The organism is Nocardioides sp. (assembly GCF_029937575.1).
Taxonomy (GTDB): domain Bacteria; phylum Actinomycetota; class Actinomycetes; order Propionibacteriales; family Nocardioidaceae; genus Nocardioides.
The window spans coordinates 152,164-170,483 of sequence record NZ_JAPYPS010000001.1; the positions used below are offsets into that span (position 1 = coordinate 152,164).

General features: G+C 72.4%; 20 protein-coding genes. 4 read left to right on the forward strand and 16 right to left on the reverse strand.

The window, feature by feature from the left end; translation table 11 throughout:
• Positions 1-485: 485 nt before the first annotated feature.
• The 8 genes from Q1K33_RS00815 to Q1K33_RS00850 form a co-directional block, all read right to left on the reverse strand.
• Positions 486-1,523 (reverse strand): DUF3445 domain-containing protein, encoded by a 1,038-nt coding sequence (locus tag Q1K33_RS00815; RefSeq protein WP_300399776.1) that lies wholly within the window; start codon positions 1,521-1,523, stop codon positions 486-488.
• Positions 1,520-2,500, reverse strand: a complete 981-nt coding sequence (locus Q1K33_RS00820; RefSeq protein WP_300399777.1) for a PDR/VanB family oxidoreductase — start codon at positions 2,498-2,500, stop codon at positions 1,520-1,522. Before Q1K33_RS00820 ends, Q1K33_RS00815 begins: the two co-directional genes overlap by 4 nt.
• Positions 2,500-3,051, reverse strand: coding sequence for a dimethylamine monooxygenase subunit DmmA family protein (locus Q1K33_RS00825; protein WP_300399778.1), 552 nt, complete (start codon positions 3,049-3,051; stop codon positions 2,500-2,502). Before Q1K33_RS00825 ends, Q1K33_RS00820 begins: the two co-directional genes overlap by 1 nt.
• On the reverse strand, positions 3,048-4,061 hold the full coding sequence (locus tag Q1K33_RS00830) for a DUF3445 domain-containing protein (protein WP_300399779.1): 1,014 nt from the start codon (positions 4,059-4,061) through the stop codon (positions 3,048-3,050). The genes Q1K33_RS00825 and Q1K33_RS00830 overlap by 4 nt, the downstream gene beginning before the upstream one ends.
• Positions 4,058-5,086, reverse strand: coding sequence for a PDR/VanB family oxidoreductase (locus Q1K33_RS00835; RefSeq protein ID WP_300399780.1), 1,029 nt, complete (start codon positions 5,084-5,086; stop codon positions 4,058-4,060). The genes Q1K33_RS00830 and Q1K33_RS00835 overlap by 4 nt, the downstream gene beginning before the upstream one ends.
• Positions 5,083-5,619 (reverse strand): dimethylamine monooxygenase subunit DmmA family protein, encoded by a 537-nt coding sequence (locus Q1K33_RS00840; RefSeq protein WP_300399781.1) that lies wholly within the window; start codon positions 5,617-5,619, stop codon positions 5,083-5,085. The genes Q1K33_RS00835 and Q1K33_RS00840 overlap by 4 nt, the downstream gene beginning before the upstream one ends.
• A gap of 15 nt (positions 5,620-5,634) precedes the next feature.
• A complete protein-coding gene (locus tag Q1K33_RS00845; protein ID WP_300399782.1) occupies positions 5,635-6,009 on the reverse strand; it encodes a hypothetical protein in 375 nt (124 codons plus the stop codon).
• Positions 6,010-6,151: 142 nt separating this feature from the next.
• Positions 6,152-6,769 (reverse strand): hypothetical protein, encoded by a 618-nt coding sequence (locus tag Q1K33_RS00850; protein ID WP_300399783.1) that lies wholly within the window; start codon positions 6,767-6,769, stop codon positions 6,152-6,154.
• Positions 6,770-6,931: 162 nt separating this feature from the next.
• Between Q1K33_RS00850 and Q1K33_RS00855 the strand changes: the two genes are divergently transcribed.
• Both Q1K33_RS00855 and Q1K33_RS00860 read left to right on the forward strand, forming a co-directional pair.
• On the forward strand, positions 6,932-7,390 hold the full coding sequence (locus Q1K33_RS00855) for a hypothetical protein (protein WP_300399784.1): 459 nt from the start codon (positions 6,932-6,934) through the stop codon (positions 7,388-7,390).
• Positions 7,390-8,667: a hypothetical protein gene (locus tag Q1K33_RS00860; protein ID WP_300399785.1), complete on the forward strand. Its 1,278-nt coding sequence runs from the start codon at positions 7,390-7,392 to the stop codon at positions 8,665-8,667. The genes Q1K33_RS00855 and Q1K33_RS00860 overlap by 1 nt, the downstream gene beginning before the upstream one ends.
• A gap of 27 nt (positions 8,668-8,694) precedes the next feature.
• Here Q1K33_RS00860 and Q1K33_RS00865 read toward each other — a convergent pair whose 3' ends face one another.
• Genes Q1K33_RS00865 through pdxH form a run of 3 tightly spaced genes read right to left on the reverse strand, consistent with a single transcriptional unit; the run spans position 8,695 to position 10,908 of the window.
• A complete protein-coding gene (locus Q1K33_RS00865) occupies positions 8,695-9,429 on the reverse strand; it encodes an SDR family oxidoreductase (protein WP_300399786.1) in 735 nt (244 codons plus the stop codon).
• 1 nt (position 9,430) lies between these two features.
• On the reverse strand, positions 9,431-10,240 hold the full coding sequence (locus Q1K33_RS00870; protein ID WP_300399787.1) for a 2OG-Fe(II) oxygenase: 810 nt from the start codon (positions 10,238-10,240) through the stop codon (positions 9,431-9,433).
• The gene (gene pdxH / locus Q1K33_RS00875) at positions 10,237-10,908 is read right to left on the reverse strand and encodes a pyridoxamine 5'-phosphate oxidase (protein WP_300399788.1); all 672 of its coding nucleotides are present in this window, start codon (positions 10,906-10,908) and stop codon (positions 10,237-10,239) included. The genes Q1K33_RS00870 and pdxH overlap by 4 nt, the downstream gene beginning before the upstream one ends.
• A 209-nt stretch (positions 10,909-11,117) precedes the next feature.
• Between pdxH and Q1K33_RS00880 the strand changes: the two genes are divergently transcribed.
• The gene (locus Q1K33_RS00880; RefSeq protein WP_300399789.1) at positions 11,118-12,218 is read left to right on the forward strand and encodes a citrate synthase 2; all 1,101 of its coding nucleotides are present in this window, start codon (positions 11,118-11,120) and stop codon (positions 12,216-12,218) included.
• Positions 12,219-12,296: 78 nt separating this feature from the next.
• On the opposite strand, the gene Q1K33_RS00885 is transcribed toward Q1K33_RS00880, so the two are convergent.
• Positions 12,297-12,713, reverse strand: a complete 417-nt coding sequence (locus Q1K33_RS00885) for a nuclear transport factor 2 family protein (RefSeq protein ID WP_300399790.1) — start codon at positions 12,711-12,713, stop codon at positions 12,297-12,299.
• A 17-nt stretch (positions 12,714-12,730) separates the two neighbouring features.
• Entirely contained in the window at positions 12,731-13,330 is a 600-nt protein-coding gene (locus Q1K33_RS00890) for a GNAT family N-acetyltransferase (protein WP_300399791.1), read from the reverse strand.
• A 159-nt stretch (positions 13,331-13,489) separates the two neighbouring features.
• On the opposite strand from Q1K33_RS00890, the gene serC reads away from it, so the two are divergent.
• Complete coding sequence (gene serC / locus Q1K33_RS00895) at positions 13,490-14,623, forward strand: phosphoserine transaminase (protein ID WP_300399792.1); 1,134 nt, start codon at positions 13,490-13,492, stop codon at positions 14,621-14,623.
• Positions 14,624-14,714: 91 nt separating this feature from the next.
• On the opposite strand, the gene Q1K33_RS00900 is transcribed toward serC, so the two are convergent.
• From Q1K33_RS00900 to Q1K33_RS00910, 3 genes are read right to left on the reverse strand one after another with little or no spacing between them, the layout of a single operon-like run.
• Complete coding sequence (locus tag Q1K33_RS00900; RefSeq protein ID WP_300399793.1) at positions 14,715-15,749, reverse strand: DNA topoisomerase IB; 1,035 nt, start codon at positions 15,747-15,749, stop codon at positions 14,715-14,717.
• A 36-nt stretch (positions 15,750-15,785) separates the two neighbouring features.
• Positions 15,786-16,826, reverse strand: coding sequence for a hypothetical protein (locus Q1K33_RS00905; RefSeq protein WP_300399794.1), 1,041 nt, complete (start codon positions 16,824-16,826; stop codon positions 15,786-15,788).
• Positions 16,826-18,049, reverse strand: a complete 1,224-nt coding sequence (locus Q1K33_RS00910; protein WP_300399795.1) for an SAM-dependent methyltransferase — start codon at positions 18,047-18,049, stop codon at positions 16,826-16,828. Before Q1K33_RS00910 ends, Q1K33_RS00905 begins: the two co-directional genes overlap by 1 nt.
• Between the last annotated feature and the right edge of the window lie 271 nt (positions 18,050-18,320).

The following is an 18,320-nucleotide window of genomic DNA, read 5'->3' on the forward strand; positions in this document are numbered from 1 at the left end:
CTCGGCACGACTGGGCGGAGGTCGACTGCAGCATCGCCCTCCGCAACGGACAGATCGAGCCTCGTCGTCGGCGAATCCGCCCGACCCCTCGGTCCGCGCGGATCGCGGCAGAACCGCGCGTCGACCGCCTACGGCAGGGTCGTGTGCCTGAGACCGGTCCATGCACCGGGCTGGGGCACACGACTCGCCCCGATCCGGCTCGGGCGCCACCCCGGCTGCGCCAGCCCGCCAGGGTCGTGTGCCTGAGACCGGTCCATGCACCGTGGTGAGGCACACGACCCGATGCCGTGAGGAGGAGGAGGAGGAGGAGGAGGAGGAGGAGGAGCGTCTCGCGAAGCGCCCCAGCTCGGCCACGTCCGCAACTCGGCAGGTCCGGACGCATCGCCACGTCCTGGGCACCACGGAGCACGGGCCTGCGGACAACGTCGCCACCAACCGGAGCTGTGCAGAGCTCGTGGGCAGTGGCACCCGCCACGAGCGCCCAGTCAGGACCCCTCAGCCGGTCCCCGGGCGCGCAACCAGGCCGCCGTACGGTGCCGGTACTTCGCCACGCCCTTGTAGTCGGCCAGGTCCTGCGGCAGCTCCTCGAGGACGTCGGCGGTGCGCACCCGCCAGTGCTCGACCTGGACGAGGTCGACCAGCGGCAGCAGGTAGGTGCGGATCAGGAACATCACCGCGCCCGACTCGGGCAGCCTGATGAGGTGCTGGACCTCGACGCGCAGGTGGACGTCGCGGCCGAAGGCCTCGTCGTCGAGCAGCAGCACGGCGTCGCGGTCCGGGCCCCACTCCGGGTAGAGCTCGGTGGAGACGTCGAGGCGGCGCCCGATCGTGAGCGTCCAGTTGGTACGGCGATAGGTCTCGCCGGGCTGGAGCCGCTTGAGGAACTCGTGGGCCCGGGTGATGATCCCCTCGCCGTGCAGGCGCGGCACCGGACCGTGGATCTCGAGGAAGCTCATCCCGACGTCGAAGCCGAAGGACCAGTCCGCGGCGAAGGTGACGACGCCGGCGTCGCCGTACAGCACGCCGTCGCGCTGGTCGAGCAGCACGATGTCCTCCTGCACCTGGGCGGCGATCCAGGCCAGGGGCTCGTCGGGCAGCGTCGACGGGTCGCCCAGCACGAAGGTGTGGTCGATGCCGAGCAGGTCGTTGCGCCAGTGGTAGCGGGGCCGGACGCCCGACTCGAGGACCGTCAGCGCCATCGAGTCGGGGCGAGTCAGGCTGAGCTCGCGCATCAGGCAGAGCATCGCGTCCCAGCAGGCGACGTCCATGTGGGGGAGCCAGGCGTGGCGCGACGGGTCGCGATCGAGGATGGCGGCGCGCTCGGCGAGCTCCTGGGCGTACTCGGAGTCGACGTCGACCACCGCCTCGCCCCACTGGCCGGCGGGGGTCGTCACGGCGCCGGGGGCGGGCTCCACGTTGGTGGAGTAGCGGTAGGTCTCCTGCGGGAACGGGAAGGGGAAGCCGGTGACCAGGTCGAGGGCCGACACGGTCGTGCACACCTCGGCGGAGTAGGTGGCGCTCACAGCAGGACCTCCAGGTGGGCGCGGCCGTCGGCCGCGGGCAGGGCTCGGGAGACGCAGGCCATCGCGCAGTCACCGGCGGCCTTGTCGTCGTCGGACAGGTACAGGTCGCGGTGCCACACCCCGGTCGTCGCGGGGCCGAGCTCGAGGCGGCACTCGCCGCACACGCCCTGGCGGCAGAGGTTCGGCACGGCGTACCCCTGCTTCTCCATGGCCTCGAGGAGGCTGACGCCGGAGGCGATCTCGAAGCACTGCTCCCCGACGGTGACGTCGAAGGGCTCCCCGGGGTCGAGGTCGTCGAGCCCGAAGTGCTCGAGGTGGACCCGGCTCGACGGCCACCCGGCAGCCTGCGCCTCGGCGACGACGAGGTCCATGAACCCGGTGGGCCCACAGGTGTAGAGGTGCGTGCCGATCGGCTGGTCGAGCAGCCGCTCCCGCAGCCGCGCGAGCAGACTCACGCGATCGTGGAAGCACGACGCGGAACCGTCCGTGAGGTCGTCGATCTCCGTGATGAAGGCGCCGCGGCCCTCGCGGTGCAGGTAGAGCAGCTCGGCCTCGCGGCCCCACCGCGCGTGGAAGCGCAGGTGCGAGACCAGGGGGGTGATGCCGATGCCGGCGGCGACGAGCAGGTGCCGCGTGGCGGGCTGCACGGGAGCGAAGCTGCTGCGCGGCGTCGTCGCCGTGACGGGGTCGCCGGTCCGCAGAGCGTGGACCCAGGCCGAGCCCCCGGCGGCACCGCCGCGCGGGTCGCAGCGCAGGACCGCGATCTCGTAGCTGCTCGGGTGCAGGCTCTCGCCCACCAGCGAGTAGGCGTTGGCCAGCGCTCGCTCGCGACCGGGCCCGGACGGCACGTCCAGGACCAGGTGGCTCCCCGGCGTGTACGACGGCAGCTCGCCGCCGTCGGCCGGCGCGAGCACGAGACGCCGTACGTCGGGCACGGTGTCGTCGATGCCCGCGACGACAAGGCTCAAGCGGCTCATCACGCCTCCTCGGCATCGACCATGAAGCCCAGGTGCCGGCCGGTGCGGCGCGACACGTGGGGGTAGACCAGCAGGCCGCGCTCGCAGCCCGAGCAGGCGACGACGTCGTCGAGGGCGAGCTTGGCCACCGTCGCGGCCGAGCAGTGCACGCACCACACGGTGCGGGTCTCGACCGAGACGACCCCGAAGGCCATCTCGTCGTCGGCGAGGCCCCCGCGGACACCAGCCGCACGCACGGCGAGACAGGCGTCGGCGGAGCCGGCGACCAGCACGCGGTGGCCGACCTTCGCCGTCACCAGGTCGGCCTCGAGCGCGGCGACGGCGGCTGCCGTGTCGGGGCACGCACGATGCCGGACGTCGCGACCGTCGAGGCCGGCGACCCACCCCGCGACCACGGGCGCGGTGGCGGCAGGGTCCTCCCCCACGACCTCGATCACCGTGTGGACGCGCCCGAGCGGGTCGGCGGGCTGGACGACCGGCTCCCGAGTCCAGTCGGGCACGCTGGTGTAGTGCGGCGGGTGGGGCGCGCTCGCGGTGACCGGGCTCGTCACGCGGTCACCTCGCCGGTCAGCCAGGCCATCGCCGGCTCGCGGTAGTCGGCGAAGCCCTTGTAGGTCGCCAGGTCCTCGGGCAGCTCGAGCACGACGCGGGCCAGCTGGTCGCGCCAGGGCGGCACCCGTCGGATCTCGTCGAGCGAGGTCATGTGGGTGCGGATGTTGAAGGTGACGGCGCCGGTCATCGGGAGGCGGACGAAGTGCTCGACCTCGATCCGCAGCTGCAGCCGCCCCCACTCCTCGTCCCGGACCAGGGCGGGGATGTCGGTGCCCCACGCGGGCAGCTCCTCGAGGCTGACGTCGAGCTTGCGCGAGCCCGAAGCCGACAGCGTCCAGTTGACCCGCCGGTAGACCTGGTCGGCCGGCAGCCTCCGCAGGAACTGCTCGGCGCGCGAGGTGATGCCCTCCTTCGTCAGCCGAGGCACGGGGTTGTGAATCTCGTCCATCGTCATGCCGACGTCGAAGGAGACCGACCACGCCGCCGCGAAGGTCACCAGCCCCGCGTCGAAGCAGAGCCGACCGTCGCGCTCCTTGACCAGGAGGAGGTCGTCGGGGATCTCGCGGCCGAGGAAGGTCATCGGGTCGTACGGCAGGGAGGCGGCGTCGCCCAGCACGAACGACTGGTCGGTGCCGAGCGCGTGGTTGCGCCAGTGGAGGTGGTCCCCGTCCTCGCTGAGCTCCATGATGTGCGGGAAGGAGATCGCCAGGTCGCGCAGGTAGTAGAGCAGCAGGTCCCAGCAGGCCGGGAGCATGCCGGGCAGGATCCGCACCCGGTGGGGGTCGGCGTCCAGGATGCGCCGGCGCTCGGCCATCATCGCGCCGTACTCCTCGCCCCCGAGATCGACGATGTGGGCCCCCCACTCCCCCGCGGCCGTGGGCCGCGGCACCCGGGCGGGCTCGACGTTGACCGAGTAGCGAAACGAGTCGAGGTCGTCGGGGAACGGCCACGGGAGCCGGGTCGTGTGCCCGGCCAGGGGCCGTCCCTCGACGGCAGCAGCACTGCTCACAGGTCCACCTCGATCAGCTCGTCGGGCCCGGCCCCGCGGGACACGCAGGACAGCATCCGGTCGCCGGCGCGTCGCTCGACGTCGGACAGGACGAGGTCGCGGTGCTCCAGCCGCCCGGAGCGCACCGGCACGACGCACTCGCCGCAGACCCCCTGACGGCACAGGCTCGGCACCGCGACCCCCGCCTCGTGCAGGGCGACGAGCAGGCTGGTGCCGGGCGCGACGTCGACGCGACGCCCGGACGAGACGATCAGCGCCGAGAACGGCGAGCCGGGGTCCAGGGCGGGAGCGGAGAAGCGCTCGAGGTGGAGTCGCTCGTCGGTCCACCCCGCGGCGCGGCCGGCCTCGAGGTAGGCCGCGAGCAGCGCCGGCGGGCCACAGGCGTAGGCATGGGTGCCGAGGGGCTGGTCGGCAAGGCGATCGCGGAGCAGAGCCAGCGTCTCGTCGACGGTGACGGCCATGCGCAGGCTGACGCCGGGCGCCTCGGCGAGGGCGTGCAGGTCGTCGAGGTGGGCGGCGTGACCGGGGCGGTAGGAGTAGAGGACCTCGACGCTGCCACCCCACCGCACCGCGGCCCGGGCGTGCGAGAGGACCGGGGTGACCCCGATCCCGCCGGCGAGCAGGAGGCAGTGGCGCTGGTCGTGGCGAGGAGCGAAGCTGGAGCGCGGGCCCTCGACCTCGATCACGTCCCCGACCTCGAGGCCGTGCATCCACACCGAGCCACCACTCTCGTCGCCGAAGCCTGTCGGAGCGTCCTTGCGCAGCACCGAGATCGCGTACTGCCGCGGCAGCACCCCGTCACCGGTCAGCGAGTAGGCGTTGCGCTTGGTGACCCCGCTGTCGGGGCCGCTCGGCGTGGTGGTCACGACGAGGTGGGCGCCGGGCTCGTGGGGCGTCAGCGCCGTGCCGTGCGGGTCGACGAGCACGACGTGGCGCACCTCGGGCGTGAGGTCGCGGACCTCGACCACCATCAGCGGGCGCGGGGACACGTCGTACGACGGGTGCAGGTGTCCTGGGCTCGTCATGCCAGCTCCCGGGCGCGGGCGTCGGAGGCGAGGAAGCTGCCGCGCAGCGCCGAGTGGTGCGGGTGGATCTCGAGGTGGCGAGCGCAGCCGGGGCAGGTGACCTCGCCGCCGGGATCGCCGAGCACCCGATGCGTCCAACGGCAGTGCGCGCAGTAGACGGGCAGCGCCGTGGGGTGGCCGGGCGCTGCGTCGACCACGAAGCACTGCAGCTCGGCCGCCGCGGCGCCGTACTCGCGGGCCAGTGCCAGGGTCAGCAGGACGTCGTACTGCTCTCCTGCGACGAGGATGCGTACGCCGGTGCGCGCGGCGTGGAGTGCGACGTCGACCCTGGGCCGGTCGCGATCGATGCCGGCGATCGACAGGAGGCGCGTGGGAGCGATCCGCTCCGCCTCGGCTGCCCACTCGGCAGCCACGTCGACGGCTCGCGGATCCAGGCCGAGGCAGAGCACCAGGTAGCTGGCCCCGGTCGGGTCGACCGGCTCGGGCTCGACCGGCCACCGCGGCACACCCAGCACCGGTTCGGACGGGCTCACGGCTCGCCGGCCCGGTCAGAGCAGCGTGGCGTCGCGGTCGCCGGCGTAGAACGCCAGCGCGTACGACGGCGTGGAGAACGCGATCCGCGACCCCTTGGGGAAGAAGATCGCGTCCTTGGCGCGGGCCACCGTCTGCTGGCCGGTGTCGACGTTCTCGAGGAGGAACTCCCCTTCGAGCACGACCTTCATCTCGTCGTACTCGTAGTCGTAGACCAACGCAGCGTCGGTGTGGCGCAGCTCGAAGAAGCCACTGCACATCCGACTGCCGGCGGGATTCTCGTAGACGTCTCGGATGTACCCCTCGCTGTCGGGGTGCTCCTCCATCCGCGGCAGCCCCTGCCACGCCCCGGGGGTGACCTGGAAGGGTGCCTGCGTGCCGGTGCTCGTCATCGTCCGTTCCGATCCTGTTAGGAAACAACGTCTGCTGACAGGAAACCCGACTCGTGTTTCGATCGGCCTGACCGGGACGTAACAGTCAGGTGTCCGGCGTCAAGCGGCGAGCCGGAACCGCCACTGCTGCGTCACTGCTGGGTCACTGCCACGCGGCGCTCGCCAGCACCGACTCGATCTCGGCGCGAGCCTCTGGGGTGTCCTCGGGGAACTCGAAGGTCACGGTCAACGAGGTGTCGCCCAGCACGGATCCGTACTTGTAGGAGAGACCGTCACTCGTGCTGGCCTCGAGCACGTAGCCGTCGATCCCGTCCACGGATCGGTTGTCCTGACGCACCACCTTCGTGCCGGTGATGGCGGCGAAGTCCCTCTTGTCGGCACGTGCCAGGAAGTCCAACGAGACGCCGTCGGCACCCGTCGCCGCCGCCGCGCCGATGGAGGTGGCACCCTCGGGCGAGTCGCGCAGCGCGGTCCGACCGGAGGCGCCGATGCTCCAGTCCCCCTCGGGCAGCCGGAACCCGAAGACGTCGCGCTCGACGGTGGCGATGGTCAGCCGCTCGCCCGAGGCCGGCACGACCTCTGGCTCGCTCGGGGTCGCTGACTCCGGGTCGGTCGGGTCGGCCCCCGACGAGCCCGACGAGCCCGAGGACGAGGTCGAGGCGCCCTCGACGGGCGGCTCCCCGGACGTGCCGTCCGCCGCACAACCGGTCGTCAGAGCTGCCGTCAGCAGCACGCTCCACGCGAGGACCCGAGACTTCACCTGCAGCCGCCCTTCACCATGCTTCGCTCGTCGATGTCGGGGAGGCTACCAATCCCTGCCTACCGAGTGGATCGACGTTTGAGTCGCCGGATCCGCGGGTAGCCGGACCGCAGCGCACTTCCCCAAGCGACCACACTCCAGGCACGAAGGGCTGGTAGCACCATGAGCTTCAGGCTCAACCTCGACCCGTTCCTCCAGACGGTTCAGGGCGGCCCGCAGGGCCTCGACCTCGCGGAGGAGACCATCGACGGGGTGATCAAACAGATCGACACCGAGCTCGCCGAGTTCAACCCGGAGGCGTTCGCCTTCGCTGCCAGCATCCAGGACTCGTCGTACGGCGGCGCCGACTCGGCTGCCAACCTGGCGCTGCACTACAACCGGGCGCACGAGGTGATCTGGAAGACGCTGCGCGGCATCAGGGAGGACCTGGAGTCCTTCCAGCAGGCCTGCCGCGACGCCAAGAACGAGATCATCTCCGCCGACGAGGACTCCTACGACCGGATCCGGATCACCCGCGACGCCGTCGATGCTCTCGCGTCCGGCTCGACGAGCCGCGAGGGCCAGCGTCAGTACGACGACGCCAGGCAGGGCCAGGACGTCACCGGCGGGCGGGACGCCTGATGAGCGGACAGAACATCGCTCGCCTGGCCACCTCGGTCGCCGGCATGAGCGACGACGACCTGCGGACGTCGAGGATGGCGTGGGACGAGGGAGCCACTTCGCTGGAGGCCGTGCGACAGGCGCTGGTGTCCGCAGGCCCCGAGATCGAGCGGGGCTTCGGCGTGGACGCCGACTCCGGCGCGGCGGCGAGGGCCGTGCTCGACGCGATCCGCACCGAGGTGGTCGTCCCGCGGGCCAAGGACATGGCCCAGGCGCGTGCGGCGCTGGACGACATCCGCACCGCGATGTCGAACGCTCGGCGGGTCAACGGCGAGATGCCGGACTCCGCCCCCGGACCGGCGCCCACCTACCAGGGCACCACCGGCGAGACGCACGAGGACATCACCGCGCTGAAGATCTTCGCGAGCCGGACCACGGCGCACAACAAGCAGGTCGCCGCGTACGGCGACTCCGACGAGCAGGCCCGACAGCAGGTCGAGGCCCTGAACAGGTCCTACGACGAGGCCGCGGCCGTGATGGCCAAGATCCACGGCGAGCCGGACCCCGGTCCGACGCCCGGCCCCGGGCCTGCCCCCGGACCCGGCCCGACGCCTGGACCCACGCCTGGACCCACGCCTGGACCCACGCCGGGCCCGGTCCCCGGCCCTGTGCCAGGCCCCGTGCCAGGACCCGTCCCCGGCCCCGTGCCAGGACCCGTGCCAGGACCCGTCCCGGGTCCCGTACCTGGACCCGTCCCCGGCCCGGTGCCGGGACCAGTTCCCGGGCCGGTTCCCGGACCTGACCCGATCCCGGTTCCCGACCCCGACACCGGTTCCGGCGGCTCCAGCGGGGGTGTCAACATCAACTCCTTGGCCGGCGGCGCCGGAGCCGGACTGATCGGCGGACTCGGCGCCAAGGGCCTCATCGGCCGCCTCAGCGGAGCGGCGACGTCGGCCGGCGGCGTACCCACCCGCCCGGTGGGCGCCGGCGGTCGTGCTGCCAGCAGCGGGGTCCTCGGCAGCCGCGGCGGACTCACCGGCGGCCAGCCGGTCTCTCGCAGTGCCAGTGGCGCCAGTGGCGCCAGTGGCGCTCGCGGCGTCGGTACCGGCGGCACGGGCACCCGCGGAGCCGGCGGCGGCGCCGGCGGACGACGCGGTGCTGGCGGGGTTGGCGGAGCCGGCGGGGCCGGAGGTCGCGGCGGGCGCACGAAGGACGACAAGGAGTCGACGCGCGAGAGCGAGTACGACGTCGAGGACGACTGGCTGGACGACGAGGGTCACTCGGCCGTCCTGGACTGACGGCCCCGAGCTGCAGCGGCGGACCGGTCAGCCAGCCGGCCGCTCGACCGCGACCGCCTCACCCGTGGCCTCGCCGCGGTCCAGCCGCACCACCGCGTCTGCGACCGCTGACGTCGCGACCCGCGAGGGAAAGCTGTCGGGCACGACGACGTTGACCCGCACGCCGAAGCGGCCGAACTCGTGCGCCTGGTGCCCGGTGAGTGCGTCGAGGGCAGCCTTGGACGCGCCGTACCCGGCCTGGCCCCGGAACGGGTAGGTGTGCACGCCCGACAGGCTCGACACGTTGACCACGTTGCGACCGCGGGCGCGGTTGTCGGCTGCCCGGTGCTGCCATGACTCCTGGGCCAGCCGGACGGCGAGCCGGAAGGGCGCCACCACGTTGGTCAGCAGGTGCGCCTCGAGGTCGTGCAGCGCGGCATCGCCGTCGAGCATGGTGTGCGGGTAGCCACCGAGGTGCGCCGCGTTGTTGACCAGGAGGTCGACGCCACCGAAGCGCGCCAGTGCCACCTCGATCACGCGCTCGACGTCGCGGGGGTCGGTCAGGTCGGCGTAGACGGCGTGCACCGCGTCCCGGTTCTCCGGGAGGTCGTCGTCCGGCGCCAGCGGGTCGACGTACTCCTCGTGCTGGGTGGGCACCGCCGGCGCGCGCGTGCGGCAGACGGCCAGGATGTCGTACTCCCCCGCGTAGCGACGGCAGAACTCAGAGCCGAGCAGCCCACCTGCGCCGGTCAGCAGGCAGACCCGCTTCGACGTCACGTGCACCTCACCAGTGGACAACTGACGACTCCCCCCAGCGCTCGACGACGTCCTGCCGGGGCCGGTGCAACCACATCACCAGCGAGTTGCGCTGGTGGCGCGAGGCTCGCGCGTAGGCGTGCCAGGAGTACGGCGTGCACTCGAAGAGCACCAAGGAGTTGTTGACCGGGGGCACCAGGACGCCCTCGGTGCGGGCTCCCGCCGCGACGCTGTCGTAGAGCCCGGTCTCGCCCCCGTCGCCCTCGGCCCACGGTGGGTTGGCCAGGTAGAAGAGCGCCGAGACGGCACGGACGGTCTCTCGCGCGGGAGAGCCGTCGGCAGGTCCGTGGTGGTAGTCGACGAGACCGTCCACACCGACCTCGCCGGGACCTGGGGCGTCCTCGGGGAACCAACCGGGGTTGAGGTCGTTGTGGGGCCAGCCGGGTGCTCCGCCGGGCTCGTGGTGATGCAGCCCCACGCTGACGTCGCCCGTGGTGGTGCCGACGCGGGCGACGCCGGCCAGCAGGTCGTGCCACCCACGAGAGAGGAAGAGGGACAAGGGGCCGTCGGCGTGCTCGGCCAGGCGCGCCCAGGTCGCCTCGTAGCCCGAGCCCGACGGCTGGGAGATGGCACCGCCGTCGAGGAGCCGCACGAAGTCGGCCTCGAGCGCTGCATAGACCTCGTCGGTGAAGACGTCGGTGGCCACGACGTGGGGGAACGGGAGCGTGCGGCGCACCCAGCGGCGGTGCGCCAGCAGGTCGGCGAGCTCGTCAGGCTCGCCCAGGGCGCTCAGGGGGCCCAGGGGGCTCAGGGCGCCCAGCGCGCTCAGGCCGCTCACGGCGCCAGCCGGTGGGTCGCCCAGCCGTCGCCGGCTCGCTCGTAGACGAGGCGGTCGTGCAGCCGGCTGGGGCGCCCCTGCCAGAACTCCACCGCCTCGGGGCGCACCAGGTAGCCACCCCACTCGTCGGGCACCGGGACGTCCTCGCCCTCGAAGCGCGACTCCGCGTCGTCGTACGCCGTCCGGAGCGCGTCGCGCCCCTCGACGACCTCCGACTGGTGGCTCGCCCACGCGCCGAGCTGCGAGCCCCGGGGGCGGGTGGCGAAGTACTCCGCGACGTCCTCGCGGGACAGGGGCGTCGCCTGGCCCTCGACCCGGACCTGCCGCTCCAGGGCGTGCCACGGGAAGAGCAACGAGCAGGCGCGATTGGCCGCCAGGTCGCGGCCCTTGCGGGACGCCTGGTTGGTGAAGAAGCGGAAGCCGTCGGGGCCGACGCCCTTCAGCAGCACCGTGCGCACCGAGGGGCGTCCGTCGGCAGAAGCTGTGGCCACGACCATGGCGTTGGGTTCGATGAGCCCGCCGTCGCGTGCCTCGTCGAACCATCGCCGGAACATCGAGATCGGGTCGGCCGCCAGGTCGGCCTCGGCGAGTCCGGCGGCTGCGTACTCGTGCCGCAGCGCCGCGATGTCGACCGGCGCCTCGGGTCTCGGGGCAGAGCTGTTCGCCATACCGGGCAATCTACGCAACCAGCCATCCGACGTCGCTCACGACGGACCCGGCCCGCACGGCCCGGACGGTGGACGTGGACCCCTCCGGGGGCCCCGCTACCCCACCGGTAACGTGCACCGCGATGCCGTGCGGCGTGTCTCGATCAGGCCCCCCGCCCGGAGCGACACCGATGGCCGACAGGCCCAGACTGGCGAAGGAGCACGCTGCGATGACCGAGGTACACCATGGCCTGGAGGGCGTCATCGCCTTCGAGTCCGAGATCGCCGAGCCCGACAAGGAAGGCTCCGCGCTGCGCTACCGCGGCGTCGACATCGAGGACATCGTCGGCCGGGTCCCCTTCGAGAACGTCTGGGGTCTGCTGATCGACGGCGCCTACACCCCCGGTCTCGAGCCGGCCGAGCCGTACAACCTCCCGGTCCACACCGGCGACGTCCGCGTCGACGTCCAGGCCGCCGTGGCGATGCTGGCCCCGGCCTTCGGCTTCGGCCAGACCTACGACATCACCGACGAGCAGGCCCGCGAGGACATCGGGCGCCTGGCCGTCATGGTGCTCTCGTACGCCGCCCAGTCCGCCCGCGGCCTCAACCAGGCCGTCGTGCCCCAGAAGCTCGTCGACGAGGGCAAGACCCTCGCCGAGAAGTTCCTGATCCGCTGGAAGGGCGAGGCCGACCCCAAGCACGTCAAGGCCATCGACGCCTACTGGAGCAGCGCCGCCGAGCACGGCATGAACGCCTCCACCTTCACCGCCCGGGTGATCACCTCGACCGGTGCCGACGTGGCCGCGGCCTTCTCCGGTGCCATCGGCGCGATGAGCGGCCCGCTGCACGGCGGCGCCCCCGCTCGGGTGCTGACGATGATCGAGGGCGTCGAGGAGATGGGTGACGCCACCAAGTACGTCAAGGACCTCCTCGACTCCGGCGAGCGCCTCATGGGCTTCGGCCACCGCGTCTACCGTGCCGAGGACCCGCGCGCCCGCGTGCTGCGTCGGACCGCCAAGGAGCTCGACGCCCCGCGCTACGCCGTCGCCGAGGCGCTCGAGCAGGCCGCACTGGCCGAGCTGCGTGAGCGCCGTCCCGACCGCGTCCTGGAGACGAACGTCGAGTTCTGGGCCGCGATCGTGCTGGACTTCGCCGAGGTCCCGTCCCACATGTTCACCTCGATGTTCACGTGTGCGCGCACCGGTGGCTGGTCGGCGCACATCCTCGAGCAGAAGCGCACGGGGCGCCTGATCCGCCCGTCCGCGATCTACACCGGCCCTGCCTCGCGCCCGGCCGACGCGGTCGACGGCTGGAACACCGACTGGGCCTGACCCTTCCGACGCACGCTCCACCAGCACCCACGACGTGGCCCCTGTCCTGCGGGACAGGGGCCACGTCGTCGTTCGCCGTCAGCCCACCAGGTGGAGCCCGGCGCTGAGGATCGGGTTCAGTCCGTTGAAGAGCTCGAAGCGGTAGTACCCGCCCCCGCCGCGCAGGGAGCCCGACATCTTGAAGCGACGCCGTCGCGTCCGGCGGCCGAGGACGTCGACGGCCACGGTCGCGTCGGCGACGAACCAGATGCTCCCCTCCTGGAGCCGCACGTAGCTGTCGTCCAGGTCCCACTGGGGGCTCAGCCCACGGTCGACGACCAGGGCGAAGGCGCGGACCAGCTCGGCCCGCCCGTGCGCGTCCTCGCCCACACCGGAGCCGAAGAGGGCCCCGTCGGGCACGAAGCACTCGACGGCGGCGTCGACGTCCTTGCCGACGAGCGCTCGCTGCAGTCGGCCCAGGGTGTCGACCACGATGGAGTGCGGGTCGGTGAGCACCGACCCAGCATGCCGCCTCAGTCGGCCTGCGGCGTCAGATCTCCGCTCTCGGCGTGTCCGGATCCCTCCGGGATCCCCTCCTCGGCCGGCTCAGTCCGCTCCCCGTCGATCCGACGGGCGAAGCACCGGCTCAGCGGCGAGTCGCGGTAGTGCCCGAAGCCTGGGACCCGGACGTAGCCCGAGGTCTCGTAGAGCGCGATGGCCTCGGGCTGGCGCAGCCCCGTCTCCAGGACGAGGGCCTCGTAGCCGGCGGCGGCGGCGCTGGTCTCCAGGTGCCGCAGCACCAGGCGTGCCACACCACGTCCGCGGGCGCTCGGGGCGACGTACATCCGCTTGATCTCGGCGGTCAGCACGCTCCCGAGAGCCGGTACGTCGCTGCGCCGCCACGCCCCGGTCGCCACCGGGACGTCGTCGAGGTGACCGACGAAGAAGCTCCCGCTCGGGGGGTCGAACATCAACGGGTCGAGCGGCGAGTCGTCCGGCGAGCCGTAGCGCTCGACGTACTCGGCCTGGACGTCGGCGACCAGCCGCAGGGCGTCCGGGTCGCCGTACCCGACCCGGACGAAGCGCAGCCCGGCAGCGCCGGTCTGCAGGCGCGCGTCAGGGAGGAAGTCCACACCGGCAAGCGTCGCAGAACCGGAGTCGTCTGGACTCCTCGGGTCGGTCGGTGACGGGCGCTGACACAATGGGCCCGAGGGGTCCAGGATCGTGCAAGCCGGCCCGTCCCCATGCGGACCACGTCATGAGGACCACGTCCATCGTCGAGAAGGTTGCCCGTGCCCGAGAGCGTCGACATCATCATCCCCGCGGACCTGCTGCCGGCCGACGGTCGCTTCGGCGCGGGACCGTCCAAGGTCGCTCCGGCCGCGCTCGACGCATTGGCCGCCACCGGGCGCTCGCTGATGGGCACCTCGCACCGCCAGGCGCCCGTGCGAGCCACCGTCGGGCGGGTCCGCGAGGGCTTGAGCTCGTTCTTCGACCTTCCGGACGGCTACGAGATCGTCCTGGGCAACGGGGGGGCCACCGCGTTCTGGGACATCGCCACCTTCGGCCTGATCGAGCAGCGCAGCCAGCACCTGGCCTTCGGTGAGTTCTCCTCGAAGTTCGCCTCGGCCGCCGAGGCCGCTCCGTGGCTGGGCGACCCCACGGTCATCGCAGCCGACCCCGGCTCGCGCCCCGTCGCGGTGGCCGAGGACGGCGTGGACGTCTACGCCTGGGCCCACAACGAGACCTCGACCGCCGTGATGGCGCCCGTCGTCCGGCCGGCGGGCACGTCGGCCGACGAGGCACTCGTGCTGATCGACGCCACCTCGGGGGCGGGCGGGCTCCCCGTCGACCTGACCCAGAGCGACGCCTACTACTTCGCCCCCCAGAAGTCGTTCGCCTCGGACGGGGGCCTGTGGATCGCCGCCATGTCTCCCGCGGCACTCGAGCGCGCAGCGAGGATTGCGGCCACCGAGCGCCACATCCCCGCGTTCTTCGACCTGCCCACGGCGATCGACAACTCGCTGAAGAACCAGACCTACAACACACCCGCCGTCGCGACGCTCTTCCTGATGGCCGAGCAGCTGGACTGGATGAACGGCCTCGGCGGACTCCCGGCCATGGTCGAGCGCACCACCGCGTCCTCGAGCACCCTCTACGACTGGGCCGAGCGCACGGCGTGCACCACGCCGTACGTCGTCGAGCCCCAGCACCGCTCGCTGGTGATCGCGACCATCAACTTCACCGATGACGTCGACGCGGCCGTGGTCGCGAAGGTGCTGCGCAGCAACGGCATCGTCGACACCGAGCCCTACCGCAAGCTCGGCCAGAACCAGCTCCGCATCGGGACCTACCCGGCCGTCGACCCGGCCGACGTCGAGGCGCTCACGAAGTGCATCGACTTCGTCATCGAGCGACTGTCCTAGGCCAGACGATGTTGACTCTTGTCCCACCGGATTTCGTCTCGCCCATCGCGACCTCCTCCGTCGGTCGCGAGGCTCGCTCAATCTGCGCGACTCACGACGCCGCGCTCGTCCCTCGCGCGCCGTCTACTCGCTTGATCAGCCGCAGCGTCGCCCGCTCCAGCGCCGCCTGCCGCTCGTCGGGCGTCTCGTGGGTGCGCCGAGTCGTGCCGCGGATCGTCAGCCCCCGCTCATAGGCCTCGACCACCCGCGGGTCGACGTACGACGAGCGCGCCAGCGCCGGGGTGTTGCCGAGGAACTCCGAGACCTCGCGCATCGCGGCCGCGACCGCACGCTTGCGTGACGCCTTCGAGGCTCCCGGCTCGTCGCTCTGCGCAAGTGCGGCCGCGGCGAGGACCGTCGCGTGCCAGGTGCGGAAGTCCTTGGCCGTCGCCTCCAGCCCGGTCGTGCTGCGGACGTAGTCGTTGACCAGGTCGGGGATGATGGAGCGCCACGACCGGCCGTCCTGGTAGGCCAGCAGGCCGGGATCCTCCTTCGACCGGCGCCGCCGCATGATCTCGACCGCCTCGATCACGGTGGCGTCGTCGATCTCCACGGTGTGCTCGACACCGGACTTGCCGACGAAGGCGAAGACCAGCTTGTCCTGGCGGCGGCGCACGTGCCGGCGCTCCAGCGTGGTGAGGCCGAACGAGCCGTGGGTGTCGGCGTAGATGTCGTTGCCGATCCGGAAGTACCCCAGGTCCAGCAGCCGTACGGCGGCCGCGCACGCCCGCTCCAGCGGCATCCCCTCGCGGGCCAGGTCGGTGAGCACCAGCTCGCGCGCCTTGACCAGCCCCTTTCCGAAGACGAGCATCCGATCGAACTTCTCCGCGTCGCGGCGCTCGCGCCAGGCCGGGTGGTAGAGGTACTGGCGACGCCCGGCGTCGTCGGTCCCGACGGCCTGCAGGTGCCCGTTGGGGTACGGCGTGATCCACACGTCCTGCCAGGCCGGCGGGATCACCAGGTCCTTGACCCGTTGGACGTCCTCGGCCGGGAGCCGGGCGCCGGACCGGTCTCGGTAGGTGAAGCCGGCGCCGACACGGACGCGAGTCCAGCCGGGCTGGTCAGGGGAGGTCCTCCGCAGTCGCACGCGGGTCAGCGTAGGAGCCGCGTCGGGGGTTCGCCATCACCCCGGCGGACGGAGCAGGCGACGCGACAGCCGAGCTGCGAGCACCACCGTCGCGACCCCCGCCACCATGAGGTACTGCCACCACGACAGGAGCGGGCCGTCGTCGTCCGCCGGCGGTGGAGCCGATGGTGAGGCCCCCAGCGGAGTCGACGGGGAGGCCGATGCGGCGGGCGGGTCGGGCGTGGCCGGGTCCGTGGGCCGCGGAGGCGCGAGCGCGCGCCGTACAGCCTTCGGCAGCGGGACGCTCAGGACCTCCGAGCCCGCGCCCTCGCTGCTGACGAAGACCGTGCCCGAGGCATCGACCGCGATGCCCTCACCCTGCTCCTGGTCCGGCAGCGAGAAGGAGCCCACCTCGTCCAGCGACGGGTAGGCGTAGACGACGGCGATGCCGTAGGAACGCACGATCAGGTGCCGACCGTCGGGGAAGAACGCACCGTCGGTAGCGATCGGCACCGCCACCCCGATCCGGGTCATGGCGTTGGGACGATCCGCGTCCAGCGGCTGCTCGGTGCGCAGGACCTCTCCGCCCAGCAGTCCTTTGGTGACGATCACCAGTCGACCGTCCGGGTCGACCATCAGGGTCTCGGCGTCGCGGGCGCCGCCGGGATAGGTCAGGTCGTACGACGTCGCCGTGGACGCGTCGAGGTCGCCGGTCCCGACCGGCACCCGCCGCACGCTGACCAGGTCGCGCTCGGCGTCGTTGTCGCCGATGTCGGCCACCCAGACCTCGCCGGGGCCGGCGGGGGCCAGCGCCTCGACGTCGCGCGGCTGCTGGTCCCACCGCGTCACCCCCACCGTGCTCCCGGTCGCCGGGTCGACGGTGAAGACCCGACCGCTGTCTCCGGAGTCGTTGACCGTCACGAACAGCCCGGAGCCGGCGTCGACCACCAGCCCGCTGGACTCCTCGATGGCCGGGTCGGCGAGAGTGAAGGCCACGGAAGGGTCCGGCGCGCCCGTCGCGTCCACCGCGACGAGACCGACGGCCCCCGGAGCCCCCACGATCCCGACGAGCCCGAGAAGCCCGAGAGGTCGCAGCATCAGCGCCCCAGCAGCTCGCCGAGGCGCGGGCGCAGCCCCCAGGCGGCGACCAGCTCGTCGTACTCCTCACGCACGTCGGCGTTGCCGTCGCCGCGCCCCGAGCCACCGCTCCGGACAGCGCGCAGCAGAGTGTTGCGCGGGGTGTGCTGGCTCTCGACGAACTGCATCACGTCGACGCGGTACCCCTCGAGCCGCATCAGCGACGAGCGCAGACCGTCGGTGAGGGTGTCGGCGAAGCGCTCCCGGAGGATCCCGTGCCGCGTCAGCGAGGAGTACGGCGCGGGCGTCGGTGCCTTGCGCAGCTGGGCTGCCACGTCGTGGTGGCAGCAGGGCGCCGCGAGCACGAGAGAGGCCTCCCAGCCGACGGCTCGCGCCAGGGCCTCGTCGGTGGCGGTGTCGCAGGCGTGCAGGGCCAGCACCACTTCCGGCGCCGGGTCGAGGGCCACGGTGGCGATGTCTCCGGCGACGAACTCCATCGACCCTGCGGCGAGCCCGAGGCCGGCTGCCACCGCGCTGTTGTGGTCGCGCGACTGCTCGCGCACGTCGACCCCGGTCATCGCGACGGGCAGCCCACGCTCGGACGTCAGGTAGCGGTGCGCGGTGAAGGTCAGGTAGGCGTTGCCGCAGCCCAGGTCCACCACGCGCAGGGGCGCCTCGGCGGTCGGGCGACGCAACCGTCCGCTGCCCAGCGCCTCACTCACCGAGGAGTCGAGGATCTGCAGGAAGTCCTCCACCTGGCGGTACTTCGCCTGACGGCTCGGCTTCATCCTCCCCGAGCCGTCGGTGAGGCCCAGCGCCCGGAACACCGGGTCGTCCTCCGGGAGCAGCCGCTGCTTCTCACGGTCGTGCCCCCGCTCCACGCCGACCGGCTGCGCGCGGTCGCTGGTGCTCAGCACCGCGTCGAGGCGCTTGGTCACCCGGACCTGGTGCGTCTGCGTGGTCGTCTCGACGTGCCAGTTGCCGAACGTCTCGGCCAGCAGCCCGTCGACCGCCTGCGCCGCGTCCGCGCCGACGGCATGGTTGGAGGTGTGCGCCTGCGTGGCGTCGTACGCCGTGACCTGCAGGTGGCGTCCGGCCTTGAGGTCGACGTAGCGCAGCTCCACCCGCCGCCACCGTGGCTGGGACGCCTTCTGGCGTCCCGACGCCACCGCCCGCACCAGGGACTCCTCGGCAACGAGGTGGCCGCGCACTTCGCCGAGGACCTCCGCCAGCGGGCGGGTCACCGCGTCACCGCAGCGATCACCACGACCAGGAGCAGGGCCACCAGTGCCAGCGGGATGATCAGGCGACGGTGGCGGGGGTTCACCCGGCGATCCTACGTTCCGCGGGGTCGACCCGTTCTACGGGATTGGTGGGGCTCCCGCGCCCCTCTTCTCGACCTGTTCTTCGGGGTTGGTGCGGCGCCGCGCTCCTCGTCTCGACCTGTTCTTCGGGTCGGTGTGGCGCCCGCGCGCGTAGTCGACCGGGTCTCGCCGTCAAGGATCGCCTGCGGCG

Coding starts and splice junctions, on each gene's coding strand:
- Q1K33_RS00820 (WP_300399777.1), bottom strand. CDS start 2,500: ATGAGCCGCTTGAGCCTTGTCGTCGCGGGCATCGACGACACCGTGCCC.
- Q1K33_RS00835 (WP_300399780.1), bottom strand. CDS start 5,086: ATGACGAGCCCAGGACACCTGCACCCGTCGTACGACGTGTCCCCGCGC.
- Q1K33_RS00845 (WP_300399782.1), bottom strand. CDS start 6,009: ATGACGAGCACCGGCACGCAGGCACCCTTCCAGGTCACCCCCGGGGCG.
- Q1K33_RS00855 (WP_300399784.1), top strand. CDS start 6,932: ATGAGCTTCAGGCTCAACCTCGACCCGTTCCTCCAGACGGTTCAGGGC.
- Q1K33_RS00860 (WP_300399785.1), top strand. CDS start 7,390: ATGAGCGGACAGAACATCGCTCGCCTGGCCACCTCGGTCGCCGGCATG.
- pdxH (WP_300399788.1), bottom strand. CDS start 10,908: ATGGCGAACAGCTCTGCCCCGAGACCCGAGGCGCCGGTCGACATCGCG.
- Q1K33_RS00880 (WP_300399789.1), top strand. CDS start 11,118: ATGACCGAGGTACACCATGGCCTGGAGGGCGTCATCGCCTTCGAGTCC.
- Q1K33_RS00905 (WP_300399794.1), bottom strand. CDS start 16,826: ATGCTGCGACCTCTCGGGCTTCTCGGGCTCGTCGGGATCGTGGGGGCT.